We start from the raw sequence: 25,815 nt of genomic DNA on the forward strand, positions 1-25,815 counted from the left end.
GATGGCTTTGCAGCGCCGATCGAGTTCGACGAGGACGCGCAACGAGCGCCGCAACGCCCTTCTCGCGGGCTATCGGCCGCTGCCAGGCGCTTACGACGAGCTGATGGCGCCTGATGGCTCGATCCGGCCGCATTGGGAGCCTTTCCTGGCGGAATGGTCTTCGCTCTCCAGCGACGAGTTGCAGCGCCGCTTCGGCCTCGCCGACCGGCATGTGCGCGACACCGGCGTGTCCTATCGCGTCCATGGCGACCTCGACGAGAGCGATCCTCTCGCCGGCGAGCGCTCATGGCCGCTGAATCATGCCCCGCTCGTACTCACCGGGCAGGAATGGCAGGTGATCGCCGCCGGCGTCGCCCAGCGCGCAAGCCTGCTCGACACCGTGCTCGGAGACATCTACGGCCCCGGCCGATTGATCGCAGAAGGTGCACTGCCGGCCGCGGCCATCACGGGCAGCCCCGACTATCTCAGGCCGGTGCAAGGCACGGCCGGCGCGGGACAACTGCAGATCTACGCCGCCGATCTCGGCCGCGGGCCGGATGGGCGCTGGTGGGTGTTGAACGACCGCACCCAGGCACCATCCGGCGCAGGCTATGCGCTGGAGAACCGGCTCGCCCTCGGCCGCGCTTTCCCCGACCTGTTCCGGACGATGAACGTCGAGCGGCTCGCCGGCTTCTTCCAGGGCTTCCGCGCCGGGCTCGTCTCGCGCGCCCGGCGGGTCGAGCCGCGCATCTGCCTGCTGACGCCTGGCCAGATGCACGAAAGCTATTTCGAGCAGGCCTATCTTGCCCGCTATCTCGGCTTCCTGCTGGTCGAGGGCGGCGACCTCGTCATGCGCGACGGGCTGGTGCATGTGCGCACCATCGCCGGCTTCAAGCGCGCCGACATCATCTGGCGGCGCATCGACGGCGATTTCGCCGACCCGCTGGAGCTCAACGCCCGTTCCGCGCTGGGCGTGCCCGGCCTGGTCGAGGCGGTGCGGGCCGAGAACGTCGCCGTCGCCAACGGGCTCGGCTCCGGCGTGGTCGAGGCGCGCGCGCTGATGGGCTTCATTCCCCGGCTGGCGCGGGAGGTAGTCGGCGAAGAGTTGATCCTGCCGAACGTCGCGACCTGGTGGTGCGGCCAGCCGCGCGAGCGCGGGATCGTGCTCGACCGGCTGGACGAGATGAGCGTTTCCCCCGCCTTCCGCGCGCCAGGCGACGGGCTCGACGGCGGCACCGTATTGGTCGCCGATCTCGACAAGGCCGAGCGCGAGGCACTGCGCGCCCGGATCGGCGAGCGCGGGCTCGACTATGTCGGGCAGGAGGTCGTCAACCTCTCGACCATGCCGGTGATGCAGGGCGGCCGGCTGGAGCCGCGGCCGATGACACTGCGTGTCTTTGCTGCCGCGACGCCCGATGGCTGGCAAGTGATGCCAGGCGGCTTCTGCCGCATCTCCGAGGACTGCGATGCGCGCGCCGTGACGATGCGCGCGGGCGTGCGCTCCAGCGATGTCTGGGTGACCTCCGACCAGCCGGTCGAGCAGGTGACATTGCTGCCGAGCCCGGACCGGATCGGCATCCGCCGCATCGTCGGCATCCTGCCGAGCCGCGCCGCCGACAACCTGTTCTGGCTCGGGCGCTATCTGGAGCGCAGCGAGGCTACGCTGCGGCTGGTGCGCGCCTTGCTGGGGCGCCTGATCAATGCCGACGACCAGGCACCCGGCCACGGCGAGACGATCAAGCGGCTCGCCAATCTGCTCGTCGCCTGGGGCGCGGCGCCGACGGCGTCCAAGGCCCGCTCCGTCGTGGTCCAGGCACGCTCCGCTTTGCACGATCTCGACCATTACGGTTCGGCCGCCGCCTCGGTCCGCGAAGCCAGGCGCACCGCCTCCGTCATCCGCGAGCGGCTCTCGGTCGATGCCTGGCGGCTGTTCGGCGATCTGCAACGGCAGCTCGCCGACCCCGGCAAGGCGACCAGCGAGGGCGAGGCTTTCGAGATCGCCGATACCGGATTGAAGTCGCTCGCCGCCTTCTCGGGGCTCTCCCAGGAGAACATGGTGCGCGGCGCCGGCTGGCGCTTCCTCGACATCGGCCGGCGGATCGAGCGCGGCATCACCACCTGCCGCTTCGCCCGCCATTTCGTCGAGAACAACGCACCGGGCAATTGCCTCGACGCGCTGCTCGACCTGACGGACTCGCAGATCACCTATCGCTCGCGCTACATGCTCGGCGCCGCGCTGCAGCCGGTTCTCGATCTCGTCATGCTCGATCCCTACAATCCGCGCTCCGTCGCTTTCCAGATCGAGCAGCTCGATGCCGAGATTGCGGCACTGCCTTCCCTCAACGACGACGGGATGCTGGAGGAGCCGCGCCGGCTCGCACTCAAGCTCGCTGCCGAATGCCGCACCGCTGAGGCCAGCCGTCTCGACCGCACCGGCATCCTCTATTTCGAGCAATTGCTGATGGGGCTCTCGAGTGCAGTCGCGGAGCGCTATTTCCTGCAGAACTCCACGCCGGAAGGTTCGCGGATGACGCGACTCGCGTAAGGGAGTCCGGGTGATCTACGCCATTCGCCATCTCACGGCTTACAGCTATAGCCGGCCGGTACCCTTCGCGCGCTGCATCCTGCGCGTGCTGCCGCGCGACGGCGTCGGCCAGCGTGTCTTGACCAGCCAACTCTCCGTGGCGCCGCGCGGTGCCGAGCGGCGCGACGGTGTCTGCTTCTTCGGCAATCGCACGACGACGCTGACCATCGCCAAGCCGCATCGCGAGCTCAGGATCGAGATGACCTCGCGGGTCGAGGTGATGCGGACTGCGCCGCCCTTTCCGGCCCTGACGCGAGGCTGGGAGGAGGTCGCCGAACTCGCCTTGCAGGCGCAGAGCCTCTCCCCGGATTCCCCCGCCCAGTATCTCTATCCCAGCCGGCTGGCGCCGACCGTGTCGGAGATCACCGACTATGCCCGCAGGAGCTTTGCCGCGAAGCGGCCGGTCTTCGAGGCGGCGGGCGAGCTGATGGCCCGGATCCGCAAGGAGTTCGTCTACGATCCCGAGGCGACCGAGGTCTCGACGCCGATCCGCGAGGCCTTCGCCAACCGACACGGCGTCTGCCAGGACTTCGCCCATATCATGATCGCGGGCTTGAGGGGCCTCGGCCTGCCGGCCGCCTATGTCAGCGGCTATCTGCGCACGATCCCGCCGGCGGGTCAGCCGAGGCTGGAGGGCGCCGACGCCACCCATGCCTGGGTGATGCTCTGGTGCGGGCCGGAGACCGGCTGGATCGGGCTCGACCCGACCAACGATCTCGTCGTCGCCGACGATCATATCGTTACCGCGACGGGGCGCGACTATGCCGACGTCTCGCCGCTCGACGGCGTTCTGGTTGGACCCGGCAGCCAGAAGCTCGACGTCAAGGTCGACGTGGTCCCCGTCATATGATTGCCGGTGACGTGATGGCGCGCCCTTCCATCCGCGGCGTCCTGTTCGACAAGGACGGCACGCTGATCGACTACCAGGCGAGCTGGGCCCCAACCAATCTCGGCGCCGGCCGGCTCGCGGCCCGGGGCGATATCGAGCTGGCGGCGCGGCTGCTGACGATCGCAGGCGTCGATCCCGCGACAGGCTACGCCACCTCCGACGGCCTGCTCGCCTCCGGCAATACCGAGGACGTGGCTCAGGCTTGGGTGGAGGCCGGCGCCCGGTTCGGGATGGCGGAGCTGACCGACCGGCTCGACACCCTCTTTCGATCCGCGGTCGTCGCCGCCGTGCCGGTCTGCGATCTTGCTGCCCTGTTCGCCAGCCTTGCCGATCGCGGCCTCGCGCTCGGTATCGCCTCCAGCGACAGCGAAGCGGCGGTGACCGCGACGGCCGAGCGCTTCGGCCTCGAATCGCATCTGGTCTTCCAGTGCGGCTATGATTCCGGCCATGGCGCCAAGCCGGAGCGCGGCATGGTCGACGGCTTCTGTGCCGCGACGGGGCTGCCCGCGGATGCGGTCGCCGTCGTCGGCGATTCCAGCCATGACATGCACATGGCGGCCGCGGCCGGGGCTGGCCTTCGGGTCGCCGTCCTGACCGGCGCCGGCAGCGCCGAGACCTTGCGCCCGCTCAGCCATATCCTGCTGCCGAGCATCGCCGGGCTGGAGCAGGCGCTGTTCGACTGAGCGCGTTGTTCGAGGCTCGTGGAAACTCACAGCCCTCATCCTGAGGAGCGAGCACAGCTCGCGTCTCGAAGGATGTTCCAGTGGTCTCGCGAGCCTCCTGGAGCATCCTTCGAGACGCCGCTTCGCGGCTCCTCAGGATGAGGGCTGAGAAGAACAAACCGAAGAGCAATATGAAAAGGGCCGCACTTGCGGCGCGGCCCCGATAGCCTTGGATGACGTCCCGCCTCAGGCGAGCGTGTAGGAGGTCTTCACCGTGGTGTAGAACTCGCGGGCATAGGCGCCCTGCTCGCGCGGGCCGTAGCTCGAGCCCTTCCGGCCGCCGAACGGCACATGGTAGTCGACGCCCGCGGTGGCGAGGTTGACCATCACCATGCCGGCCTCGGCATTGCGCTTGAAATGCGTCGCATACTTCAGCGAGGTCGTGCAGATGCCCGAAGACAGGCCGAATTCGGTGTCGTTGGCGATGGCGAGCGCCTCTTCGTAATCCTTGACCCGGACGACGTTGGCGACCGGGCCGAAGACCTCCTCGCGCGAGATGCGCATGGCGTTGGTGGTCTCGGTGAACAGCGCCGGCTGCAGGTAGAAGCCGGGGTTATCGCGATTGAGCAGTTCGCCGCCGAAGGCGAGCTTGCCGCCCTCGTCACGGGCGATCTGGATGTACTTCAGGTTCTGGTCGAGCTGGCTCTGGTCGACGACCGGGCCGATCGTGGTGCCGGCCTTCAGCGCGTCGTCGACGGTGACGCCCTTCAGCCGCTCGATGCAGGCCTCGACGAAGCGGTCGTGAATGCCGGCCTGGACGATCAGGCGCGAGGAGGCCGTGCAGCGCTGGCCGGTCGAGAAGAAGGCGCCTTGGACGGCAGCCTCGACCGCAACCTTGAGATCCGCATCGTCGAGCACGACGAGCGGGTTCTTACCGCCCATCTCGAGCTGGACCTTCTTCATCGGGTTCCCGGCGATGCAGGCGGCCGCGACCTTGCGGCCGGTCGAGACCGAGCCGGTGAAGGAGATCGCGTGCACATCCTTGTGCTCGAGCAGCGCCTGGCCGACCACCGAGCCGCGGCCCATCACGAGATTGAGCACGCCCTTGGGCAGGCCGGCGCGCTGGATGATGTCGACCAGCGCCCAGGCCGAGCCGGGCACCAGGTCGGCCGGCTTGATCACCACGCAATTGCCGTAGGCGAGCGCAGGGGCGATCTTCCAGGCCGGGATCGCGATCGGGAAATTCCAGGGCGTGATCATGCCGACGATGCCGACCGGCTCGCGGGTGACCTCGACACCAACGCCAGGACGCACGGAGGGGATGCTCTCGCCGTTCAGACGCAGGCACTCGCCGGCGAAGAAAGCGAAGATCTGGCCGGCGCGGGTCGCCTCGCCGATGCCCTCGGGCAGGGTCTTGCCCTCCTCACGCGAGAGCAGCTTTCCGAGCTCTTCCTTGCGGGCGAGAATCTCGTCGGAGGCCTTCTTCAGGACCTCGTAGCGCTCCTGCGGGGTGGTGCGGCTCCAGGCCGGGAACGCGGCCTTGGCGGCGGCGACCGCATTGTTCAGGTCGTCGACGGACCCTTGCGAATACTCGCCGACGACATCGTTGGTGTTGGAGGGGTTGATGTTGCGCGAAGCGTTCTGCGAGCCGGTCCATTCACCGGCGATCAGGTTCTTGAAGGGAGCATTCATCGCAAAACCTCTTGCCTAACCAAACGTGCCAAACCGAATTGAGGAGCCGGTCTTAACCGTTTTATGTCGGCAAGGCCATGCAGGACGGCCCGATGAATGGCGATGTGCGCCCCGCCATGGGCGCATGCGGCAGGGCTGACAAGAGGTCGTTGGCCGCAGTTCATGGCCGCTACTGCCGCTTGCTGCAGGAAGCCGATGCCGCGCTCTACCGGGTAGAGCAGGCCGGCCGCGACCGCGTCGTCGTCGCGCGCCGCGCAGCCTGATCTCCGACGCCCTCAGAATTCGGCGTCGAGTTCCTCGAGTTCGTCCGGCTCGGTCTTCGCAGCGGCGATCCAGCGCTGCAGCGCCGGCCAGCCGAGGATCGTCTGGCAATAAGCCCGGCTGAGCGGGTCGAGCGCGACGTCATAGGTCAGGAAGCGCAGGCAGACCGGCGCATACATCGCATCCGCCATGGTGAGACGTTCACCGAAGAGATAGGGCCCGCCATAGCTCGCGATGCAGTCGCGCCAGATCTCTATGACGCGGTCGATATCGGCCTGGGCTCCGGCCCAGAGCTTGAAGCCAGGATAATGCGCCTTGAGGTTCATTGGCAGGGCCGAGCGCAGATTGGCGAAACCCGAATGCATCTCACCGGAAATGGCGCGGCAACGGGCGCGCGCGCCGACCTCGGCCGGCAGCAGTCCGGCCTGCGGCTTCAGCTCGTCGAGATAGCCGGCGATGGCGAGCGTGTCCCAAATCACCACGCCGTCATGGCGCAGGCAGGGCACCAGGAAGGAGGGCGAGAGCAGCAGCAGTTCGGCCCGCGCCGAGGGGTCGTCGACCGAGAGCATGATCTCCTCGACCTCGAGACCTGCGAGCTGGCAGAGCAGCCAGCCGCGCAGCGACCAGGACGAGTAGTTCTTGCTGCTGATGGTCAGCGTGGTGGCGGGCATGCTCGGCATCCTCGGCGCGCGTAGAACCGGCGTAGCAAGAGATGTTCCAGCGGCGCCGGCATGCGTGGGGCGGCGTGGGCATGCCGATTGCACGGGGCAACGGCCTATGCCGGCGCGGCACGATCGGGATCGCAGACGGATGCTCTATCTCGCCTATCAGGCCCAATCCGACCTGTTGGACCCGGCTCGCGCGCTCGCCCAGGCGGCGATCGTGACGCTCGGCAGCCGGGCCCTGCTCGGCGAGCCGCTGAGTCTGCGTGCCGCGGCCGCCGGCTACGAGATGGTGACGCGGGCCGGTCTGACGCATAAGCGCCCGCCCTATGGCATCGCCAGCGTCCGCACCGGCAATCGCGACGTGCCGGTGACCGAAGAGGCGGCACTGACCCTTCCCTTCGGCACCCTGCTGCATTTCCGCAAGGACAGCGATCTCGCCCAATCGAAGGTGTTGGTGGTCGCGCCGATGTCCGGGCACTTCGCCACCTTGCTGCGCAACACCGTCGCGACACTGCTGCAGGATCACGACGTCTACATCACCGACTGGCACAATGCCCGCGACGTGCCACTCGAGGCCGGGCCCTTCGGCTATGACGACTATGTCGACTATCTGATCCGGTTCCTCGACGTGCTCGGTCCACAGGCACATCTCGTCGCAGTCTGCCAGCCTTGTGTGCAGGTGCTCACCGCGGCGGCAGTGATGGCGCAGGCCGGCCACCGCGCCCAGGCCCGCAGCATGACGCTGATGGCCGGGCCGGTTGATACCCGCATCAACCCCACGGCGGTGAACCGGCTCGCCAACGACAAGCCGATCGAGTGGTTCCGCAGCAACCTGATCTCGACCGTGCCGCGGCGCTATGGCGGCGGCGGCCGCCGGGTCTATCCAGGCTTCGTCCAGCTTGGCGCGTTTCTGGCGATGAACATGAGCCGGCACGTCAACGCGCATATCGATCTCTTCACCCACCTCGCCGCCGGCGAGACCGAGAAGGCGCAGACGATCAAGGCCTTCTACGACGAGTATTTCGCGGTGCTCGACCTGCCGGCCGAGTTCTATCTCGAGACCGTGCAGTGGATCTTCCAGGAGGCGCGGCTGGCGGCCGGCACGCTGACCTATCGCGGCGAGCGCGTCGATTGCAGCGCGATCCGCAGGACGGCGCTGCTTACAGTCGAGGGCGAGCGCGACGACATCTGCTCGCTCGGGCAGACCGCGGCGGCGCACGACCTTTGCCGCGGGCTCAAGCCCTTCCGCAAGCGCCATCACATGCAGGCCGGCGTCGGCCATTACGGCGTGTTCTCGGGCCGCAAATGGGAGAACCAGATCTACCCGATCGTCCGCAACATGATCCTGGCGAACAGCTGAGCAGCCGCTTACTTCTTACTTCTCCTTGATCGACAGACCGTTCTTGCCGACCGAGATCTCGACGCCCTCCGGCTGCTTCTTCTCCTGGTAAAGCGCATAGCTGACGGCCCCGAGGCCGAGCACGAGCATGGCGACGAGGAGAACAAGCGTGTTGCGGGACAGCGTCATCAGGAACTCCGTTGCGGGGACGCCGACACGGCGCCACTCATCAACGCCGACGCCGGCGCGCGGGTTCCGACCTTCTCAGTCTGCGGCCTCGCTGCGGGATGCGACGACCTGGGCGAGATCGTCCTCCGAGCGGGCTGCCCGGCGCCCGATCAGGAAAGTGGCAAGACTTGACCAGGCCACTCCGAGGCACCAGCCGCCGAGCACGTCGCTCGGCCAATGCACGCCGAGATAGATCCGGCTTAGGCCGATCGCGATGATCAGCGCCCAGGCCACCCACAGGCAGAGCCGCGCGATATCGGCGCGGCGCGACGCGATGCCGGCGAAGCTCGCAATGCTCAGCAGCACCACCGCGGCAAGGAAGGCGTGACCGCTCGGGAAGCTCGCCGTGAAGGTCAACGCTGCGTGCTCGACGATATCCGGCCGTTCGCGGCCGATGCCGATCTTGAGCAGGGTGCTCGCCACCACGGCCGCCAGGACGTTCAGCACCAGGCCGATCGCAAGAGGGCGATGGCCGCAGAGCCGCAGCGTCAGCGTCGCGATCACGGTCGCGATGCCGAGCCCGATGAAGCTGCCGAGAGCCGTCAGGTCGCGCATCATCTCGCGGAACCAGGCCGGGCCGATCGGCAGCGACGGGTTGGCCGGATCGCGGAACAGCATGACCAGGGCGCTGTCGAGCGCGGCGCCGCCATCGGAGATAACATAGAAGGCCAGCCCGACGAAACCGAAGGCCGCCGCGACAGGCAGGAGGAAGCGCGGCTGGAGGAGGAACATCGCATGCCTCATGAGGGGAACATGTGCTCGGCCGGGTGCGGTTCGATCTTGGCCGGTCGCGCCGCTATAACCCGCAGCGCCCCCGGCAACAGGCGATAGGTGAAAGGGCTGGCGCGACGCTCGACCTCGCCGTCGAAGGTGACGTGACCGCGGCGCTTGTCGCGACGGTTGATCGTCACCGCCGTGCCGGTCAGCGAAACCAGATGCTGCGAATTGCGCCAGCCGCCGGTCAGCATCGATAAGGCGGCCTTGCAGCGCGACAGCAGGCCGCCGGTATCGAGGATGTGGACCTCGAACTCGCCGCCGTCGAGGCGGTTGCGGCGCCACTCGGTGCCGTCGAACTGGTTGACGGTGACGAGGACCGCGTCGGCCTCGACCTGCCGACGCTCACCGGCGATCTCCATCTCGATGCGGATCGAGTGGGTGAACAGGATCGATCGCGTCGCCGCGAAGAGAAAGGCGACGAGACGGCTGAACGGGAAGCGCCGGCGCGCATATTCGCGCTCACGCGCCATCAGGCTGAAGAAGCCCATGCCAGAGATCGAATGGAACAGCCGGCCGTTGACGCTGCCGAGATCCATTGAGACCGGCTCGCCCGCGCAGATCGCAGCGATCTGCTCTTCGAGCGGGCCGATCAGACCGAGATCGCGGCCAAGGACGTTGACGGTACCGAGCGGCAGCACGCCCACGGGCCGCTTGCACCCGACCAGAACCGGCAAGGCCCCGTTGATGCTGCCGTCGCCGCCGGCGACGACGGTCGTCACCGCCTCGTCGGCGATCGCGGCCCGCAAGCGTTCCTCCAGCTGTCGCGGAGGGACCAGCTCGACCTCGGCCCGACACCCCGCCGCTTCGAAGGCCGCCTCGATTTGGCGCGCGAAGCTCTCCGCTCCGGCTTCCAGCACCGTTCCGGCGCGCGCGTTGGCGATCACGCGGAAGCAGCGAAGCTTCGCCTGCGCATCGAGCTCCTGCAACGGGTCCGACGGTTTCGCCATATCAGGCGGCGATATGGACGTCCCTTCTGGCGGGAACAAGGCGGGCCATGTTACGCAACGATTCCTCGTCGACTTCCTCCGTGATCACCTCGAAGCGCTGCAGCCAGTGCGGGCCGAACGAGGTGAGCATCGGAACGTCCGTGGCATCGCGGCCGCGAGCGATGACGATCCGGCCGATGCGCCGCTCATTGTGGCGCGCGTCGAAGGTGTGCCAGCGCCCGCCGAGCCAGACCTCGAACCAGGCGTTGAAGTCCATCGGCGCCGGATCGGGCGGCACGCCGATATCGCCGAGATAGCCATTGCAGTACCGCGCCGGAATGTTGAGGCAGCGGCACAGGGCGATCGCCAGATGGGCGAAGTCGCGGCAGACGCCGATGCGTTCGTTGAACGCTTCGGCCGCGGTGCGCGTGTTGCGGGCGAATGCGTAGCCAAAGGTTATATGATTGTGGACGAACTGGGTGACCGCCTGTACGCGGGCCCAGCCTGGCTCCACCTGGCCGAACAGGTTCCAGGCGGTGTCGGCCAGTCGATCGGTCTCGCAGTAGCGGCTGCCGAGCAGATAGGGGAGGACTTCGTCCGGCAGCTCCGCCGGCTGGGCCTGACGTGCGGAGAGATCGATGCGATCCGGCTCGCCGTCGTCATAGACGAGCCCCTCGCAGGCGAGCAGCACGCCGCCCGCAGGCGCGACCAGACGCCGGCAGATGTTGCCGAACGCGTCGATGTGCTGACTGATCTCGATCGATCGCCCTGGGCCGCGCAGCGAGGTGGCGCGCATCTCGTCGGGGTGGATCAGATCGTGCCGGCGCGAAGGATGAACGTCCAGAAGCGTCAACAACGCGCTCGGCTGTTCACAGACAAGTTCGATCCGGTAGCCATAGCGGATATGCATAGTGACCTCGACGCTGCGCGATGGGAGCCGCCCCGCCGCGGCGGGGGAGCTCCCCGACCGGCCCTTAATGACGCGCTCGGCCGGCCGAAGTTCCCGCCCGATGACCAGCCTGAGTGCATAAAAAAGGTGCGGGCCTTTCGGCCCGCACCACGCAATCACGACGATCCGGCTGGGGGGATAGCGATCGCCGCGAGCTGCGCCTTGGCGTGGAGCGACGGCCTAGCGGCGCGCTCTCACATCATCCAGTAGGGCATCGTGCCGTAATAGTCGTGCACGCGCTTGCCATACTCCTTGTCGTGCCAGTCGGGCTCGCCGTCGGCGCCGTACATCGGAGCGGCCTCGAGCTTCTCGCGGGTCAGCGGGACGACGTAACCGCCCTTGTCGACGTCGTAGTCGAGCATGCTCCACGGGATCGGGTGATACTTCTCGCCGAGGCCGAGGAACCCGCCGAAAGACATGATCGCATAAGCGACCTTGCCGGTCGCCTTGTCGAGCATCACGTCGTAGATCGAGCCGAGATGCTCGCCGGCGGTATTGTAGACATCGGTGCCGGCGACACGGGCACCGGCGATCAGCGGGTTGGCGGCGTGAGAGGCTGCGGTCATCGTAGCGCTCATCGGTCCCTCCATGCATATCTGACAAGCCGGTAGGCCGGCCTGCTCAATCAACCCCGAGGCTGCTGCCTGGTTCCGAGGCGCGAGCGAAAAAAGCGCGTCCTCAAGACAGTGCCGCGACGGGGCATCCCGGCCATCGCGAACATTCAGCGGACGGCCTGTCAGCCCATGCCCGGAACAAATGCGGACGGCTGCGGTTTGATGACCGATCGAACGCGGCTTTAAGCGACGCGATTCACGAGGCGGATGAACGCTAGCGGTGTTGCCGCGTGTCGTCGGCCCTCGCCCTCAAAGTAAAGGAAACGCCCGATGACGATCCCGATGACGATGAAGAAGCTTCTCCTTGTCGCCACCGCCGTGACCGCGCTCGGCGCCTGTACGCCGCGCGAGGAAAGGACCGCCACCGGCGCATTGATCGGTGCCGGTGCTGGCGCCGTCATCGGCGGCGCCGCGACCGGCCGAGCCGGTGGCGCGCTGGCCGGCGCCGCGATCGGCGGTGCCAGTGGCGCCATCATCGGCAATGCGACCTCCCCGGACCAGATCTGCTATGGTCGCGACGAATGGGGCCGGCGCGTCCGCTACGCCTGCTGAGGTTCACGCGCCGTTGCGAGAAGCGTGAGCGACGAAGCAATCCAGCGGCCGCGGAACTCCGTGGCCGCGTGGATTGCTTTTCTGCGTTCGCAATGACGACAGCAGCTCTCAGACAGCGCCGTAAGGCCCGAAGCGGCCGACGAAGCGGTGTCGGCCTCCGGGATAGAGCAGCCGCACGGCGGTGATCGGCTCGGACTGGTTCCACGTCCGGCGCTCGACCAGCAGGCATGGCGAACCGGCCTCGATCTTCAGCAATTCCGCTTCGTCCGGCTCGGCCGCTATGGCGCTGATCGCGTGCTCGGCCTGTGTCCACAGGCTGTTCTGCAGCAGCCAGTCGCCCGGCGGCGTCTGCGCGAAGCTCTCATCCGCGACCTGCGGCATGGCAGTAGGGTGAATCACCCGATCCTCCAGCACATGCGGCGCGCCATCGGCGAAATGCAGCAGAGTGAGATGGGTGACGTTGACTGAGCGGCCTAGCTCGAAGCGCGCGGCGACCTCGCGAGAGGCCTTGCCGTCGCGCCGCTGCAGGATGCGATAGCTGTAGGCCTGCCCGAGTTCGCCGACCTCCTCTGGGATCGAGAGGATGTCGAGCATGGCATGGCTCGCCGGCGGGCTCGCCACCACCGTGCCCGACCGGCGCCGACGCAGGATGAGGCCCTCGCGCGCGAGCTGCGCCAGCGCCCGGTGCACGGTCATGCGCGAGGCCCCGAGCTTCTCCATCAGCGCGTGCTCGGGCGGCACCGACGTCCCTGGCGGCCAGGTGCCGGCGAGGATCAGATCGCGGATGGCGCGGCGAATCTGGTCGTAGAGCGGCCCGGCTCCATCCAGCGTCACGGCGTCGATCTGAGTGGCTGACATTCCCTGCGGCTCAATCGAGGACGGTGCGGATCACCTGGCCATAGCGGGCAGCGATGCGGGCGCGGTCAATGTGCCGGCCGCCGCTGACCACAGGCTTTCCACCGACGATCACCTCCGCGACCGGCAGGGCCGGCGCAGCGAAGATCGCGCTGTCGAGGGCAAAGTCGCCGGCCTTGCCGACGATCGCCGGATGCTCGGCATCTAGGGTGACGACGTCGGCGCGATGGCCGACCGCAATCGCGCCGATGCTGCGGCCGCAGGCCTGGGCGCCGCCGCCGCAGGCATCCTGCCAGAGCCTCAAGCCGGCGGAGATGCCGGGCTCGGCCCAGAGCGCGCGGCGCCGGTCGCGCAGGCGCTGCGAATATTCGAGCACGCGCAATTCCCCGCCGGCGCCGATCTCGACATTGGAATCGCTGCCGACGCCGATGCGCCCGCCATTCGCCCGATAGCGGACACCGTCGAAGATGCCGTCGCCGAGATTGGCCTCGGTGATCGGGCACAGTCCCGCGACCGCGCCGGAGAGGGCCATGGCGTCGCGCTCGGCATCGCTGAGATGCGTTGCATGGATTAGACACCAGCGCTCGTTCACTGCGGTATGCTGCATGAGCAGTTCGACCGGCCGCCGGCCGGTGATGGCGAGACTGTCCTCGACCTCCCGCGTCTGCTCGGCGACGTGGATGTGCAGCGGCACGCGCTGACGAAGCTCAGCGATCCAGTCGAGGTCCTCGAGCGCCACCGCGCGCAGCGAATGCGGCGCCATGCCGACGCGGGCATCGGGGAGGCCGGCGACCGCCTTCTCGCTGCCCTCGATCAGCCGGGCATAGGCGTCGCGGTCGTTGAGGAAGCGGCGCTGGCCGGCAGCGGCCGGCGCCTTGCCGAAATTGCCGTAGCGATAGAGCACCGGCAGCAAGGTCAGGCCGATGCCGGTTTCCTCGGCCGCCGCAGCGATCGCCCCACCCATGGTGGCGATATCGGCATAGGCGGTGCCGTCCTTGTCGTGATGGAGGTAATGGAACTCGGCGAGCGCGGTGAAGCCGCCCTCCAGCATCTCCACCATCGCCTGCGCCGCGATTGCCTGGACGTCGTCGGGGCTCAGACGATCGAGGAAGCGGTACATCACCTCGCGCCAAGTCCAGAACGAATCCTCGGAGGCGCCGCGGCGCTCGGCCAGGCCGGCCATGCCGCGCTGGAAGGTGTGGCTGTGCAGGTTCGGCAGGCCGGGAAGCGCGAGCCCGGCGAGCCGTGTCGCGCCCGCAGGAGCCGCCTGCCCCGCCGCGACCGACATGATCACTCCACGATCGAGCGTCAGCGTGACGTTCTCGGCGAAGCCCTCGGGCAGGAGCGCCTGGGCGAGATGCAGGGTCGTGATTCCGGTCACGCGGGTTGTCCTCTTTTTATTTGCATATGCAAATGGAGCTTGCTATTTGCATATGCAATTGTCTAGCATAATCTGAAAGCGGACGAAGTCGAGAGGAAGCGACGTGGCGACCACCCCTTCCCCCAGCCACCGAGTGTGGGCCAATGCCCGGCTCGCGACCATGGTGGCCGATACGGGCACACCCTATGGCGCGATCGAGGACGGCATCGTCATCGCCCGCAACGGCCGCATCGTCTTCGCCGGACCGAGCAGCGAGGTCTCCAGCATCGGCCAGGCCGAGGTCATCGACTGCGAGGGCCGCTGGATCACCCCCGGGCTGATCGATTGCCATACCCATCTCGTCTATGGCGGTGACCGCGCGCACGAGTTCGAACTGCGCCTCAAGGGCGCGAGCTATGAGGAGATCGCCCGCGCCGGTGGCGGCATCGTCTCATCGGTCAAGGCGACGCGCGCGGCGAGCGAGGACGAGCTCTTCGCCAGCGCCGACAAGCGCCTGGCCGCACTGATCGCCGAGGGCGTCACCACGGTCGAGATCAAGTCAGGCTACGGCCTCGACACCGACAGCGAGGTGAAGGTGCTCGCCGTCGCCCGCCGGCTCGGGCGCGAGCGTCCGGTCGGCGTGCAGACCACCTTCCTCGGCGCCCATGCGGTTCCCGCCGAGTTCAAGGGACGTTCGGGCGACTATGTCGACCTCGTCTGCGGCCCAATGCTCGACGCCATCGCGGAGCAGAACCTCGCCGACGCCGTCGACGTCTTCTGCGAGGGCATCGCCTTCTCGCCCGAGGAGACGGCCCGTGTCTTCACTGCGGCCAAGGCCAGGGGCTTGCCCGTCAAGATCCACGCCGAGCAGCTCTCGAATCTCGGCGGCGCGGCGCTGGCCGCCGGCTTCGGCGCACTCTCGGCCGACCATCTCGAACATCTCGACGAGGCCGGGGTGATCGCCATGGCCAAGGCCGGCACGGTCGCCGTCGTGCTGCCCGGCGCGTTCTATTTCCTGCGCGAGACGGTGAAGCCGCCGATCGACCTGCTGCGCCAGCATGGCGTGCCGATCGCGCTCGCCACCGACGCCAATCCCGGCACTTCGCCGCTGACCTCGCCGCTCATGACCATGAACATGGGCTGCACCCTGTTCCGGCTGACGCCGGAGGAGGCGCTCGCCGGCATGACCCGCAACGCGGCGCTCGCCCTCGGCCTTCAGGACGAGATCGGCACGCTGGAGGCCGGCAAGGCCTGCGATCTCGCCATCTGGGAGATCGAGCGCCCCGCCGAGCTCGCCTACCGCATCGGCTTCAACCCGCTTCACACCCGCATTCGGAACGGACTATGACCACGCTCTCGCTCACTCCGGGCCAGGCCCGCCTCGCCGACTGGCGCCATATCATCGACGGCGCCACCGTCGCTCTCGCTGATACCGGCGCGATCGCCGGCGCCCAGGCGATCGTCGACGACATCGTCGCCGCCGGCACCGTGACCTATGGCGTCAATACCGGCTTCGGCAAGCTCGCCAGCGTGCGCATCGCCGACAGCGATCTCGCCACGCTGCAGCGCAATCTCATCCTGTCGCATGCGGTCGGCACCGGCCCTGCTCTCCCCGATTCCGTGGTCGCGCTGATCCTGGCGATGAAGGCGGCGAGCCTGGCGCGCGGCGCCTCGGGCGTACGCCCCGTCGTGGTCGATGCACTGGTCGGCGCGCTGAAAGCCGGCGCGCTGCCGATCGTACCCGCCAAAGGCTCGGTCGGCGCTTCCGGCGATCTCGCCCCGCTCGCCCATCTGACCGCCGCTCTGATGGGCGTTGGCGAGATCAGGCTGAAGGGCGAAGTCCTGCCCGCAGCCGAGGCCCTGACACGGATCGGTCAGGCGCCTCTCGCGCTCGGCGCCAAGGAAGGCTTGGCGCTGATCAACGGTACGCAGGTCTCGGCCTCTCTGGCGCTCGCCGGCCTCGCCAGCGTCGCCCGTGTCTTCGATGCGGCGCTGATCGCCGGCGCGCTCTCGGTCGATGCGCTGAAGGGCTCCGACACGCCGTTCGACCCGCGCATCCAGCAGCTGCGCGGCCAGCCCGGCCAGATCAAGGTCGCGGCCCTCCTGCTCGACCTGATCGCCAACAGCGAGATCCGCGAGAGCCACCGCTTTGGCGACAGCAAGGTGCAGGACCCCTATTCGCTGCGCTGCCAGCCGCAGGTGATGGGCGCGGTGCGCGACCTCCTCGGCAATGCCGCGACGACGCTTTCGATCGAGGCCAACGCCGTCACCGACAACCCGCTGGTGCTGGGGCCGGGCGAGATCGTCTCGGGCGGCAATTTCCACGCCGAGCCGGTCGCCTTCGCCGCCGACATGCTGGCGATGGCGGTCTGCGAGATCGGCAACCTCGCCGAACGGCGGATCGCGCTGCTGGTCGACCCCGTCATGAGCGGCCTGCCGCCCTTCCTCGCCCGCGATGCCGGGCTCAACTCCGGTTTCATGATCGCGCAGGTGACCGCAGCGGCGCTGGCCTCCGAGAACAAGCAGCGGGCCTACCCAGCCTCGGTCGACACCATCCCGACCTCGGCCAACCAGGAAGACCATGTCTCGATGGCGACGCATGGCGCCTTCCGCCTGATCGAGATGGCGAAGAACGCGGCGAGCATCATCGCGGTCGAATTGATGGCCGCCGCCGAGGCGATCGAGCATCACCGCCCACTGAAGACTTCGCCGCGCCTCGAGCCGGTGCTGGCGCTGATACGCGAAAGAATCGCACCGCTGACCGAAGACCGCTACCTCGCTCCCGATCTCGCCGCCGCGACGGAACTCGTGCTCTCGGGCGCGCTCGGCAAGGCGGCCGGCGTCGACAGTTATGGGGAGTTCTCCGCATGAAGAACTCCCTCTTTCCGTCATGGTCGGGCTTGTCCCGACCATCCACGTCTTCGCTGGTCAAGCGTGGTGTTCAAGACGTGGATGCTCGGCACAAGGCCGAGCATGACGTCGGAGGGCGCCCATGACCGACATCGTCTCCGTCACGCGCGGCTCCTCGCCGCTGGTCCTGTCGATGCCGCATCCCGGCACCGGCCTGCCGGCCGAGGTCGCGGCGCAGCTCAATGCGCGCGGCAGCCAAGTCGAAGACACCGACTGGCATATGCGCCAGCTCTATGGCTTCGCCGAACGCTTCCAGCCGACCATCGTCGAAGCGCAGCTGTCGCGCTTCGTCATCGACCTCAACCGCGACCCGGCCGGCGTTTCGCTCTATCCCGGCCAGGCGACGACCGAGCTGGTGCCGACCACCACCTTCGACGGCGCGCCGATCTGGAACACGGCGCCGGACGAGGCCGAGATCGCACGCCGGCGCGAGGCTTACTTTCAGCCCTATCACGACGCCCTCGCCAACGAGATCGCACACGCCAAGGCGCAGCACGGCTTCTGCCTGCTCTGGGACTGCCATTCGATCAAGTCGGTGATCCCGCGCCTGTTCCCGGACACGCTGCCGACGCTGAACCTCGGCACCAACTCCGGCCAGAGCCCTGCGCCCGCCGTGGAAGTCGCGGCGGCGCAGGCGATGGCCGGCAGCACCTTCACGCAGGTGATCAATGGCCGCTTCAAGGGCGGCTGGATCACCCGGCATTACGGCCAACCGGCTGAACACGTGCACGCGCTCCAGATGGAGATCGCGCTGTCAGCCTATCTCGACGACGAAGCTCCACCCTGGACCTTCGCTCCGGGCAAGGCCGCCAGCCTGCAAGCCACCCTTTCCGCCATGATCGACGCCGCGCTCGCCGCTGCGACCCAGCTCGAACGGAGCAAGCCATGACCCGCCTGGACAATACCCGCGTCATCCGCCCCGCCACCGGCACCGAACTCAGCGCCAAGAGCTGGCTGACCGAAGCGCCGCTGCGGATGCTGATGAACAACCTACATCCGGATGTCGCCGAGAACCCGCAGGAGCTCGTGGTCTATGGCGGCATCGGCCGCGCGGCCCGCTCCTGGGAGGATTTCGACCGCATCGTCGCGGCGCTCCGCCAGCTCGAGGCCGACGAGACCCTGCTGGTCCAGTCCGGCAAGCCGGTCGGCGTGTTCCGCACGCACAGGGATGCGCCGCGCGTCCTGATCGCCAATTCCAATCTCGTGCCGCACTGGGCCAACTGGGACCATTTCAACGAGCTCGATAAGAAGGGGCTCGCGATGTACGGCCAGATGACGGCCGGCTCCTGGATCTATATCGGCACGCAAGGCATCGTGCAGGGCACCTACGAGACCTTCGTTGAGGCCGGGCGCCAGCATTATGGCGGCAATCTCAAGGGCAAATGGGTGCTGACCGGCGGCCTCGGCGGCATGGGCGGCGCCCAGCCTCTGGCTGCGGTGATGGCCGGCGCCTCCTGCCTCGCGGTCGAGTGCAACCCGGACTCGATCGATTTCCGCCTGCGCACCCGCTATCTCGACGAGAAGGCCGAGACGCTCGACGAAGCCCTGGCGATGATCGAGCGCTGGACCAGGAACGGCGAAGCGAAATCGGTCGGCCTGCTCGGCAACTGCGCCGAGATCCTGCCCGAAATGGTCCGCCGCGGCATCCGGCCGGACATGGTTACCGACCAGACCTCGGCCCACGACCCGGTCAACGGCTACCTGCCGAAGGGCTGGACCATGGGCCAGTGGCGGCAGGCGCGCGAAGCCAATCCGAAGTCCGTCGAGAAAGCGGCCCGCGCCTCGATGCGCGAGCATGTCGAGGCGATGATCGCATTCCAGGACATGGGCATCCCGACCTTCGACTACGGCAACAACATCCGCCAGGTCGCCAAGGACGAGGGGCTGGAGAACGCCTTCGCCTTCCCCGGCTTCGTGCCGGCCTATATCCGCCCGCTGTTCTGCCGCGGCATCGGCCCGTTCCGCTGGGCCGCGCTCTCCGGCGACCCGGAGGACATCTACAAGACCGACGCCAAGGTGAAGGAACTGCTGCCCGACAACAAGCACCTGCACAACTGGCTCGACATGGCGCGCGAGCGCATCGCGTTCCAGGGCTTGCCCGCGCGCATCTGCTGGGTCGGCCTCGGCGATCGCCACCGGCTCGGCCTCGCCTTCAACGAGATGGTCAGGACCGGCGAGCTCAAGGCGCCGGTCGTGATCGGCCGCGACCACCTCGATTCCGGCTCGGTCGCGTCGCCGAACCGCGAGACTGAAGCGATGAAGGACGGCTCGGACGCGGTCTCCGACTGGCCGCTGCTCAACGCCCTGCTCAACACGGCGTCAGGCGCGACCTGGGTCTCGCTGCACCATGGCGGCGGCGTCGGCATGGGCTTCTCGCAGCATTCGGGCGTCGTGATCTGCGCCGACGGCACGGATGACGCCGCCGCCCGCCTGTCGCGCGTGCTCTGGAACGACCCGGCCACCGGCGTGATGCGCCATGCCGATGCCGGCTACGACATCGCGCTCGACTGCGCGCGGGAGAAGGGTCTGAAGCTGCCCGGCATACTGGGCTGAGGATCGGCATCATGCGCATCATCCGCGCCGCCGACTGCCTCTCCATGCCGTGGAAGAACGGCGGCGGGACGACGACCGAGATCGCGGTGGCGCCCGAAGGCGCCTCGCTGAATGATTTCGACTGGCGCATCAGCATGGCCCATGTCGGGCAGGACGGACCGTTCTCGTCCTTCCCCGGCATCGACCGGACATTGTCGGTGCTGACCGGGGCCGGCATCACGCTGGCCTTCGGCGATGGCGAGCGCACCCAGCTCGATCGCAGCAGCGCGCCCTACGCTTTCGCCGCCGACCGGGCGGTCGACGGGCTGCTGGTGGACGGCCCGATCGACGATCTCAACGTGATGAGCCGGCGCGGGCGCTGGCGGCACCGGGTCGAGCGTCTCTCCGGCGCAGGCTCGCTCAACGCGACCGAAGGCCTGCTGGTCTTGGTCGCCCGCAAGGGCGACTGGCAGGTGAACGGCGCGACGCTCACCGCCGGCGACAGTGCGGTGCTGGATGCGCCGGGAGGCGTCGAGCTGGTGGCGAGCGGCGGTGAGGCTGAGCTCTATGCGGTTTGGCTGACAGCAATATAGGCATGCGCGGGATCCCCTCTCCCGGATGGGAGAGGGGTAGGGGTGAGGGACCGCCGCTGGTTATTGGAATGCAACGGCTCCGCTGCACCTCAATCGGTTAGGGCAGGCCCTCATCCCTGCCCTTCTCCCATCCGGGAGAAGGGTTCCCCGCGCCCTACGACGGCTACGCCGCCTGCCGCGGCTGCGGGCCGACATAGACCGATTGCGGCCGGATCAGGCGGCCGGTCTCGATCTGTTCGCGGGCATGGGCGAGCCAGCCTGTGGTGCGGCCGAGCGCGAAGACGCAGGTGAAGGCCTCGGGCGGGAAGCCGAGCGCCTCCAGCAGCAAAGCCGTGTAGAACTCGACATTGGTTTCCAGCGAGCGGCCGGGCTTGCGCTCGCGCAGGATGGCGAGCGCCGCCTGCTCGACCGCCTCGGCAAGGCGCAGGCGCCCCGCATCGGCGCCGAGCCTGGCGATCGCCTGCTTCAGCGCATCGGCGCGCGGATCACGGACGCGATAGATGCGATGGCCGAAACCCATCAGCCGCTCGCCGCGATCCAGCGCGTCTTCCAACCAGGCGCGGGCATTGGCAGGCTCGCCGATCGCATCGAGCATCTCGATCACCGGCCCCGGCGCGCCACCATGCAGCGGGCCCTTGAGCGCGCTGATCCCCGCCAGCACGGCCGAGACCAGCCCGGCCCTAGTCGAGGCGACGACGCGCGCCGCGAAGGTCGAGGCGTTGAGGCCGTGATCGGCGACGGTGACGAGATAGGTATCGAGCGCCGCGGCCTGCGCCGGCGTCGGCGCTTCGCCGTGCAGCATGTGCAGCGTATCGGCGGCCTGCGACAGCGCCGGATCGGGCGCGATCGGCGCAAGCCCGCGCTGCTTGCGCACGGCGGCGGCCGTGAAGACGGCCGGCGCGGCGAGCAGCTTCAGCGCGGTGTCCGGCCCTTCACCATCGGCGATCTGAGCGGTCCAGGCCCGCACTGCCTCGACCGGTCCGAGACCGTCCGCGAGCGCGGTCCTCTCGACAATGCCGAAGAGATCGGCGCGGGCGTGGCCGAGCGCCATCGAGAGTTCGCGGCCCTGCGGCAGACCGGGCAGCAGCCCGTCGAACATCAGCGCCACCATCTCCTCGAAGCTGGTGCGGCCGGCGAGCTCGGCGAGGCTGTGACCGCGGATCACCAGGCGGCCGGCAGCGCCGTCGACCTCGGAGAGCACGGTATGGGCGGCGACGACGTCATCGAGACCATCGGACATGTCAGGAACTCCTCAAAAGCGTTCGGCCCGAAAATCGGCTCCCGCATTGCAACAATCAATCTTGAACAATATAATCAATATATCTAAGGAGGGGCGATGCAGGACTGGCTGACGGCTCAGGAGGCGATGACGCGGCTCGGGCTGAAGCCGCAGACGCTTTACGCCTATGTCAGCCGCGGGCTGATCGAAGCGCGCGGCGACGAAGGCGATTCTAGGCGCAGCCTGTACCGGGCCGAGGACATCGCCCGGCTGGAGCATCGCAAGGCGCGCGGCCGGCGTCCGGCCGCGATCGCCGAGGATGCCATCGCCTATGGCGAGCCTGTCCTGTCTTCGAGCATCACCACGATCGAGCGCGGCGGCCTCTGGTATCGCGGGCAGGATGCGGCGCGCCTCGCCGAGAGCGCCAAGCTTGAGGACGTCGCTCGCCTGCTCTGGGATTGCGGCACGCAGCGCTTCCCGCCTCTGGCGACGATCGTGCCGCCGGGCGAACCGCTGGCGCGCGTCTTCGTGACGATCGCAGCGCGGACCGCGACCGACCGGCCAATGGTCGGGCGCGCCAAGAAGGCGCTGTATCTCGAAGCCGCCGCCGTGCTCGACACGCTGGTCGACGCGATCGCCGGTGGGCCGGGCGAAGGGCCTATCCATGCCCGGCTGGCCCGGGCCTGGGGTTGCGAAACAAAAGACGCCGAGCCGATCCGGCGGGCGCTCGTCCTGCTCGCGGACCATGAGCTCAACGCCTCGACCTTCGCCGCCCGCGTCACCGCCTCGACCGGCGCCTCGCTCGCCGGCTGCGCGCTGGCGGGGCTCGCGGCGCTTTCAGGGCCCTCGCATGGTGGTGTCGCGCCGCGCGTGCTGGCACTGATGCGGGACATCGAGCGCGACGGGCTGGAGGCTGCGCTGGCGGCAAGGCTGGAGGCCGGCGCCAAGCTGCCCGGCTTCGGCCATCCGCTCTATCCCGATGGCGACCCGCGAGCGCGAGCCCTGTTCGCAGCGTTCGAGCCGCCGCCGGCCTATGCGCAGGCCCAGGCCGCCATCGCCACCTTGACGGGCGAGGAACCGAACATCGACTTCGCGCTGTCGGCGCTGGCGGCGAAACTGGCATTGCCGGAGACCGCGCCGTTCCAGATCTTCGCCGCGGCGCGCTGTACCGGCTGGCTCGCCCATGCGCTGGAGCAGAACGAGACCGGCCGGCTGATCCGCCCGCGAGCCCGCTATGTCGGGCCGGCGCCTGGCTGAGACTTCCGCTACTGCGCCTGGGCGCGCAGCGCCTCGAAATCCCTGTCGAGCCTGCCGAGCGAGCCGGCGATCCGCTCGCGCCGCTCCTTGATCCAGGTACCCTGCTCCGCGATCTTGCCCTTCGCCGCCGCCAGCATCCGCTCCATCTCGGCCGGCTGCGGGCCGCCTGCGGTTGCGCGGCTGCGTACGATCGCCACGGGGTCGAGCGCAGCGCGGAACTCGGCTTCGCTGATCGGCAGCTCGGCCGGATACTCCGTGCCCTTGACCGCCGCGGCATAGATCCGCTTCGCCTCGGCATAAGGAAAGTCGAGCGGCTTGACGTCGTGGTCCTTGGCGTGGGTCACGACCTCGGAGGCGAAGTGGTGGCCGACGCGGAAGGGCAGCCTGTATTTGCGCATCAGCAGGTCGGCGAGTTCTTGTGACGCTGTCCAGTCGCTGTTCAATTCCTCAAGCGCCCGCTCGGGGCTGATCACCAGCCCCTTCAGGATGCGGTCCCAATTGGCGAGCACGGTGGCCGCGCTCTTCATCATCGCGCTGTTGGGCCTGACATCCTTGGGGTCGCTCATCCCCGGCGTGATGTTGTGGGCCTGGATCGCGGCTCCCATGGCGAGCGAGAGCGAGGTCGAGGCCTGCTGGCGCGTGGTGTTGAGCAGGCCGGGATTGCGCTTCTGCGGCATGGCGCTGGAAACATAGGTGTTGCCGTCGCCTTCCTGCAGCAGCATCCAAGGCCGCGCGAAGGCGTATTGCGTCATCACATCCTCGACGAAGGCGCCGGCATGCAGCGCGATGCTGGTGACGATCGCGCCGGCCTCGACCGGATGCTCGGCCGAGGAGATCTGGCCGGCGTCATAGGCGTTGTCGACGATCGCCGCGAAGCCGAGATAATCGGCCATGCGCTTGCGGTTCAGCGGCCAGCTCGTGCCATTGAGCACGGTCGTGCCCATCGCGGAGCGGTCGATCCGGGCATAGGCCTCGCGGATGCGCTGGGCGTCGCGCTCGAGGCCGGCGGCATGGCCGAGCAGGGTGTGGCCGAGGCTGTTCGGCTGGGCGGCGACGCCATTGGTATAGTTCGGCACGATGGTCGCGGCGTGCTTCTCCGCGAGCCCGACCAGCGTCGCCGTGGTGCGGTTGAGCTGCTCGGCGAGCGCCAGCATGTCGTCGCGCAGGATCGCGGCACGGTAGGTCGCATGCATGTCCTGGCTCGAACGGCCGGCATGCAGCAGCGTGACCTCCTGCCCGCCAGCCGCGATCAGCAGCGGCTCGAAGCTGATCACGGTCGAAGGCCGCTTGCCTCCCGGCTTAGCGCCCTCGCTTAGAACCTTGGACAGACCGGCCGCAATGCGCGGCGCCAGCGCCTTGTCGAGCAGGCCCTCATCCGTGTTGATCACGGCCGTGGCCTTGTTGATCTCGCCGAGCCAAAAGAACTCGTCGCGGACCTGGCGCTCCTGGGCGAGGGCTGGAAGAGCTGACATCTGCGCCGCTACCGCGAGCGCAATCATCGATGATCGCACGATCGACCTCCGCAATGCCCCCGCCGGGCGAAGCGTAGCTGGGACATTGCGTTAGCTCAATCGCGTACGTTTCAGGCGGCCCGGTCGATCGCGCCCGCGACCCGCGCCTTCTCGCTCATGTAGTCCCGGGTCATTGGCAACGTGCCGAGACGCTTGGCGAGCTGGAGCTGGAAGACGACGAGGCCGTCATGACGGAAGCTCGCCTCGGAGGCGGCGAGATAGAACTCCCACATCCGTGCGAAGCGCTCGTCATACATCGTGACCGCCTCCTGGCGATGAGCGAGGAAACGCTCGCGCCAGGCCTTCAGCGTCTCGGCATAATGCAGGCGCAGCACCTCGACATCGGTGACGATCAGCCCCTCCTTCTCCACCGCCGCCGTGACTTCCGACAAAGCGGGGATATAGCCGCCGGGAAAGATGTACTTGGCGATGAAGGGGTTGGTCGCGCCGGGCGGCGTGCTGCGGCCGATCGTGTGGATCAGCGCGACGCCGTCATCCTCGAGCAGTTCCCTGATCTTGCGGAAATAGTCGCGATAGTAGCCGACCCCGACATGCTCGAACATGCCGACCGAGACGATGCGGTCGAAACGCTCGGTCACGGCCCGGTAGTCCTGGAGGCGGAACGCGACCGGCAGCCCCGATTCCTCGGCCCGCTTGTTCGAAGCGGCGAGTTGTTCCTCGGAGAGGGTTATGCCGGTGACCTTCGCGCCGGTCTCACGCGCGATCGAAAGCCCGAGCCCGCCCCAGCCGGAGCCGATGTCGAGCACGCGCTGGCCCGGCCTCAGCGCCAGCTTCGCCGCGATGCGGCGCTTCTTGGCGGCCTGGGCCTCCTCCAGTGTCGCACCCGGATGCTCGAAGAAGGCGCAGGAATACTGCCGGTCGGCATCGAGGAAGAGCTGGAAGAACTCGCTTTTCAGATCGTAATGGTGATGGACGTTGCGCTTGGCCCAACGCGGTGTGTTGTGCTGCTTCAGACGACGCACTGCCGTACGCAGCCGCGTCAGCGTTCCCGCGAAGGCGGAAGGCGGCTGTCGCGACAGGCCACGGATCAGGGTTTCGAGCAATTGGTAGATGGTACCGCGCTCGACGATGATACGGCCATCCATCACGGCCTCGCCGAGCGCGAGCTCGGGATCGAGGGCCAGCTTGAACTCGGTTTCGCGGTCGGCGATACGCAACGTGATCGCGGGCGCCGAACCCCGCCCGGCCGAATGGAGCGATCCATCGGCGAACACCACATCCACCCGCGGCTCGCAAATGAGCCGAGACAACATATTCATAATCAGACTGCGCATGGCGCCACCTCACGGCAGTGCCCCTTCGCCATCAAAGATGGCGATCACCCGCGGCAGCGTAACAGTGGGTTCGGCGCAAAGCTGATCCACGCCCGCCGCATGCAGCTGTCAGCCTCCTGACAGAAAAAATGGGGGCGGCGCTTCATTCTCGCCAGTCCGCCCCCCG

General features: G+C 68.0%; 24 protein-coding genes. 12 read left to right on the forward strand and 12 right to left on the reverse strand.

The genetic code is table 11. The annotated features are described in order from the left end of the window. Position 1 precedes the first annotated feature (1 nt). From BMZ21_RS09135 to BMZ21_RS09145, 3 genes are read left to right on the forward strand one after another with little or no spacing between them, the layout of a single operon-like run. Positions 2-2,524, forward strand: coding sequence for a circularly permuted type 2 ATP-grasp protein (locus tag BMZ21_RS09135; protein ID WP_091832090.1), 2,523 nt, complete (start codon positions 2-4; stop codon positions 2,522-2,524). Positions 2,525-2,534: 10 nt separating this feature from the next. After that, on the forward strand, positions 2,535-3,413 hold the full coding sequence (locus tag BMZ21_RS09140) for a transglutaminase family protein (RefSeq protein ID WP_091832093.1): 879 nt from the start codon (positions 2,535-2,537) through the stop codon (positions 3,411-3,413). An 11-nt stretch (positions 3,414-3,424) separates the two neighbouring features. Further along, positions 3,425-4,135, forward strand: coding sequence for an HAD family hydrolase (locus BMZ21_RS09145; protein WP_425285426.1), 711 nt, complete (start codon positions 3,425-3,427; stop codon positions 4,133-4,135). 225 nt (positions 4,136-4,360) lie between these two features. Here BMZ21_RS09145 and BMZ21_RS09150 read toward each other — a convergent pair whose 3' ends face one another. Then, positions 4,361-5,806, reverse strand: a complete 1,446-nt coding sequence (locus BMZ21_RS09150; RefSeq protein ID WP_091832101.1) for an aldehyde dehydrogenase family protein — start codon at positions 5,804-5,806, stop codon at positions 4,361-4,363. Between the two features lie 92 nt (positions 5,807-5,898). On the opposite strand from BMZ21_RS09150, the gene BMZ21_RS30575 reads away from it, so the two are divergent. Then, the gene (locus BMZ21_RS30575) at positions 5,899-6,069 is read left to right on the forward strand and encodes a hypothetical protein (protein ID WP_208862239.1); all 171 of its coding nucleotides are present in this window, start codon (positions 5,899-5,901) and stop codon (positions 6,067-6,069) included. Positions 6,070-6,081: 12 nt separating this feature from the next. On the opposite strand, the gene BMZ21_RS09160 is transcribed toward BMZ21_RS30575, so the two are convergent. Beyond that, positions 6,082-6,738, reverse strand: coding sequence for a glutathione S-transferase family protein (locus BMZ21_RS09160; RefSeq protein WP_091832107.1), 657 nt, complete (start codon positions 6,736-6,738; stop codon positions 6,082-6,084). 139 nt (positions 6,739-6,877) lie between these two features. On the opposite strand from BMZ21_RS09160, the gene BMZ21_RS09165 reads away from it, so the two are divergent. Next, positions 6,878-8,092 carry a polyhydroxyalkanoate depolymerase gene (locus BMZ21_RS09165; protein ID WP_091832110.1) on the forward strand — a complete coding sequence of 405 codons (1,215 nt, stop codon included), beginning with the start codon at positions 6,878-6,880 and terminating at the stop codon, positions 8,090-8,092. 15 nt (positions 8,093-8,107) lie between these two features. Here BMZ21_RS09165 and BMZ21_RS30315 read toward each other — a convergent pair whose 3' ends face one another. From BMZ21_RS30315 to BMZ21_RS09185, 5 genes are all read right to left on the reverse strand, one after another. Continuing rightward, positions 8,108-8,260: a hypothetical protein gene (locus BMZ21_RS30315; RefSeq protein ID WP_167561580.1), complete on the reverse strand. Its 153-nt coding sequence runs from the start codon at positions 8,258-8,260 to the stop codon at positions 8,108-8,110. A gap of 75 nt (positions 8,261-8,335) precedes the next feature. Continuing rightward, entirely contained in the window at positions 8,336-9,031 is a 696-nt protein-coding gene (locus tag BMZ21_RS09170) for a phosphatase PAP2 family protein (protein WP_167561581.1), read from the reverse strand. A gap of 8 nt (positions 9,032-9,039) precedes the next feature. Then, positions 9,040-10,023: a diacylglycerol/lipid kinase family protein gene (locus BMZ21_RS09175; protein WP_091832116.1), complete on the reverse strand. Its 984-nt coding sequence runs from the start codon at positions 10,021-10,023 to the stop codon at positions 9,040-9,042. Position 10,024: 1 nt separating this feature from the next. Next, positions 10,025-10,912 (reverse strand): transglutaminase-like domain-containing protein, encoded by an 888-nt coding sequence (locus tag BMZ21_RS09180; RefSeq protein WP_091832120.1) that lies wholly within the window; start codon positions 10,910-10,912, stop codon positions 10,025-10,027. 233 nt (positions 10,913-11,145) lie between these two features. Beyond that, the gene (locus BMZ21_RS09185; protein WP_244543758.1) at positions 11,146-11,529 is read right to left on the reverse strand and encodes a PRC-barrel domain-containing protein; all 384 of its coding nucleotides are present in this window, start codon (positions 11,527-11,529) and stop codon (positions 11,146-11,148) included. A 306-nt stretch (positions 11,530-11,835) separates the two neighbouring features. Here BMZ21_RS09185 and BMZ21_RS09190 point away from each other — a divergent pair, with 306 nt between their 5' ends. After that, positions 11,836-12,117, forward strand: a complete 282-nt coding sequence (locus BMZ21_RS09190) for a glycine zipper domain-containing protein (protein WP_208862240.1) — start codon at positions 11,836-11,838, stop codon at positions 12,115-12,117. 108 nt (positions 12,118-12,225) lie between these two features. Here the strand turns inward: BMZ21_RS09190 and hutC are convergent, their stop codons facing one another. Continuing rightward, positions 12,226-12,975, reverse strand: coding sequence for a histidine utilization repressor (hutC, locus tag BMZ21_RS09195; RefSeq protein WP_091832126.1), 750 nt, complete (start codon positions 12,973-12,975; stop codon positions 12,226-12,228). A 10-nt stretch (positions 12,976-12,985) separates the two neighbouring features. Then, positions 12,986-14,353, reverse strand: coding sequence for a formimidoylglutamate deiminase (locus BMZ21_RS09200; RefSeq protein WP_342029026.1), 1,368 nt, complete (start codon positions 14,351-14,353; stop codon positions 12,986-12,988). Positions 14,354-14,513: 160 nt separating this feature from the next. On the opposite strand from BMZ21_RS09200, the gene hutI reads away from it, so the two are divergent. The 5 genes from hutI to BMZ21_RS09225 all read left to right on the forward strand — a co-directional run bounded on the left by hutI (position 14,514) and on the right by BMZ21_RS09225 (position 20,367). Continuing rightward, positions 14,514-15,680, forward strand: coding sequence for an imidazolonepropionase (gene hutI / locus BMZ21_RS09205; protein ID WP_091832476.1), 1,167 nt, complete (start codon positions 14,514-14,516; stop codon positions 15,678-15,680). Then, positions 15,677-17,203 carry a histidine ammonia-lyase gene (hutH, locus tag BMZ21_RS09210; RefSeq protein ID WP_091832128.1) on the forward strand — a complete coding sequence of 509 codons (1,527 nt, stop codon included), beginning with the start codon at positions 15,677-15,679 and terminating at the stop codon, positions 17,201-17,203. Before hutI ends, hutH begins: the two co-directional genes overlap by 4 nt. Positions 17,204-17,324: 121 nt before the next feature. Beyond that, positions 17,325-18,131, forward strand: coding sequence for an N-formylglutamate deformylase (gene hutG, locus BMZ21_RS09215; protein ID WP_091832131.1), 807 nt, complete (start codon positions 17,325-17,327; stop codon positions 18,129-18,131). Further along, positions 18,128-19,795 (forward strand): urocanate hydratase, encoded by a 1,668-nt coding sequence (hutU, locus tag BMZ21_RS09220; protein ID WP_091832134.1) that lies wholly within the window; start codon positions 18,128-18,130, stop codon positions 19,793-19,795. The genes hutG and hutU overlap by 4 nt, the downstream gene beginning before the upstream one ends. Positions 19,796-19,806: 11 nt before the next feature. Further along, a complete protein-coding gene (locus BMZ21_RS09225) occupies positions 19,807-20,367 on the forward strand; it encodes a HutD/Ves family protein (RefSeq protein WP_091832137.1) in 561 nt (186 codons plus the stop codon). 163 nt (positions 20,368-20,530) lie between these two features. On the opposite strand, the gene BMZ21_RS09230 is transcribed toward BMZ21_RS09225, so the two are convergent. After that, positions 20,531-21,607, reverse strand: a complete 1,077-nt coding sequence (locus BMZ21_RS09230; RefSeq protein WP_091832140.1) for a citrate synthase/methylcitrate synthase — start codon at positions 21,605-21,607, stop codon at positions 20,531-20,533. A 96-nt stretch (positions 21,608-21,703) separates the two neighbouring features. On the opposite strand from BMZ21_RS09230, the gene BMZ21_RS09235 reads away from it, so the two are divergent. Next, positions 21,704-22,843 (forward strand): citrate synthase family protein, encoded by a 1,140-nt coding sequence (locus tag BMZ21_RS09235; protein ID WP_091832143.1) that lies wholly within the window; start codon positions 21,704-21,706, stop codon positions 22,841-22,843. Between the two features lie 8 nt (positions 22,844-22,851). Here BMZ21_RS09235 and BMZ21_RS09240 read toward each other — a convergent pair whose 3' ends face one another. Then, positions 22,852-24,315, reverse strand: coding sequence for a lyase family protein (locus tag BMZ21_RS09240; RefSeq protein WP_244543759.1), 1,464 nt, complete (start codon positions 24,313-24,315; stop codon positions 22,852-22,854). A 110-nt stretch (positions 24,316-24,425) separates the two neighbouring features. Then, entirely contained in the window at positions 24,426-25,649 is a 1,224-nt protein-coding gene (locus BMZ21_RS09245) for an SAM-dependent methyltransferase (RefSeq protein WP_483065099.1), read from the reverse strand. Positions 25,650-25,815 lie beyond the last annotated feature (166 nt).

The sequence above is a fragment of the Allobosea lupini genome (assembly GCF_900109525.1).
GTDB lineage: Bacteria > Pseudomonadota > Alphaproteobacteria > Rhizobiales > Beijerinckiaceae > Allobosea > Allobosea lupini.

Coding starts and splice junctions, on each gene's coding strand:
- BMZ21_RS09135 (WP_091832090.1), top strand. CDS start 2: ATGGCTTTGCAGCGCCGATCGAGTTCGACGAGGACGCGCAACGAGCGC.
- BMZ21_RS09190 (WP_208862240.1), top strand. CDS start 11,836: ATGACGATCCCGATGACGATGAAGAAGCTTCTCCTTGTCGCCACCGCC.
- BMZ21_RS09240 (WP_244543759.1), bottom strand. CDS start 24,315: ATGTCAGCTCTTCCAGCCCTCGCCCAGGAGCGCCAGGTCCGCGACGAG.
- BMZ21_RS09150 (WP_091832101.1), bottom strand. CDS start 5,806: ATGAATGCTCCCTTCAAGAACCTGATCGCCGGTGAATGGACCGGCTCG.
- hutC (WP_091832126.1), bottom strand. CDS start 12,975: ATGTCAGCCACTCAGATCGACGCCGTGACGCTGGATGGAGCCGGGCCG.
- BMZ21_RS30575 (WP_208862239.1), top strand. CDS start 5,899: ATGAATGGCGATGTGCGCCCCGCCATGGGCGCATGCGGCAGGGCTGAC.
- BMZ21_RS09245 (WP_483065099.1), bottom strand. CDS start 25,649: ATGCGCAGTCTGATTATGAATATGTTGTCTCGGCTCATTTGCGAGCCG.
- hutG (WP_091832131.1), top strand. CDS start 17,325: ATGACCGACATCGTCTCCGTCACGCGCGGCTCCTCGCCGCTGGTCCTG.
- hutU (WP_091832134.1), top strand. CDS start 18,128: ATGACCCGCCTGGACAATACCCGCGTCATCCGCCCCGCCACCGGCACC.
- hutH (WP_091832128.1), top strand. CDS start 15,677: ATGACCACGCTCTCGCTCACTCCGGGCCAGGCCCGCCTCGCCGACTGG.
- BMZ21_RS09230 (WP_091832140.1), bottom strand. CDS start 21,607: ATGTCCGATGGTCTCGATGACGTCGTCGCCGCCCATACCGTGCTCTCC.
- BMZ21_RS09165 (WP_091832110.1), top strand. CDS start 6,878: ATGCTCTATCTCGCCTATCAGGCCCAATCCGACCTGTTGGACCCGGCT.
- BMZ21_RS09225 (WP_091832137.1), top strand. CDS start 19,807: ATGCGCATCATCCGCGCCGCCGACTGCCTCTCCATGCCGTGGAAGAAC.
- BMZ21_RS09175 (WP_091832116.1), bottom strand. CDS start 10,023: ATGGCGAAACCGTCGGACCCGTTGCAGGAGCTCGATGCGCAGGCGAAG.
- BMZ21_RS09185 (WP_244543758.1), bottom strand. CDS start 11,529: ATGAGCGCTACGATGACCGCAGCCTCTCACGCCGCCAACCCGCTGATC.
- BMZ21_RS09235 (WP_091832143.1), top strand. CDS start 21,704: ATGCAGGACTGGCTGACGGCTCAGGAGGCGATGACGCGGCTCGGGCTG.
- hutI (WP_091832476.1), top strand. CDS start 14,514: ATGGTGGCCGATACGGGCACACCCTATGGCGCGATCGAGGACGGCATC.
- BMZ21_RS30315 (WP_167561580.1), bottom strand. CDS start 8,260: ATGACGCTGTCCCGCAACACGCTTGTTCTCCTCGTCGCCATGCTCGTG.
- BMZ21_RS09160 (WP_091832107.1), bottom strand. CDS start 6,738: ATGCCCGCCACCACGCTGACCATCAGCAGCAAGAACTACTCGTCCTGG.
- BMZ21_RS09180 (WP_091832120.1), bottom strand. CDS start 10,912: ATGCATATCCGCTATGGCTACCGGATCGAACTTGTCTGTGAACAGCCG.
- BMZ21_RS09170 (WP_167561581.1), bottom strand. CDS start 9,031: ATGTTCCTCCTCCAGCCGCGCTTCCTCCTGCCTGTCGCGGCGGCCTTC.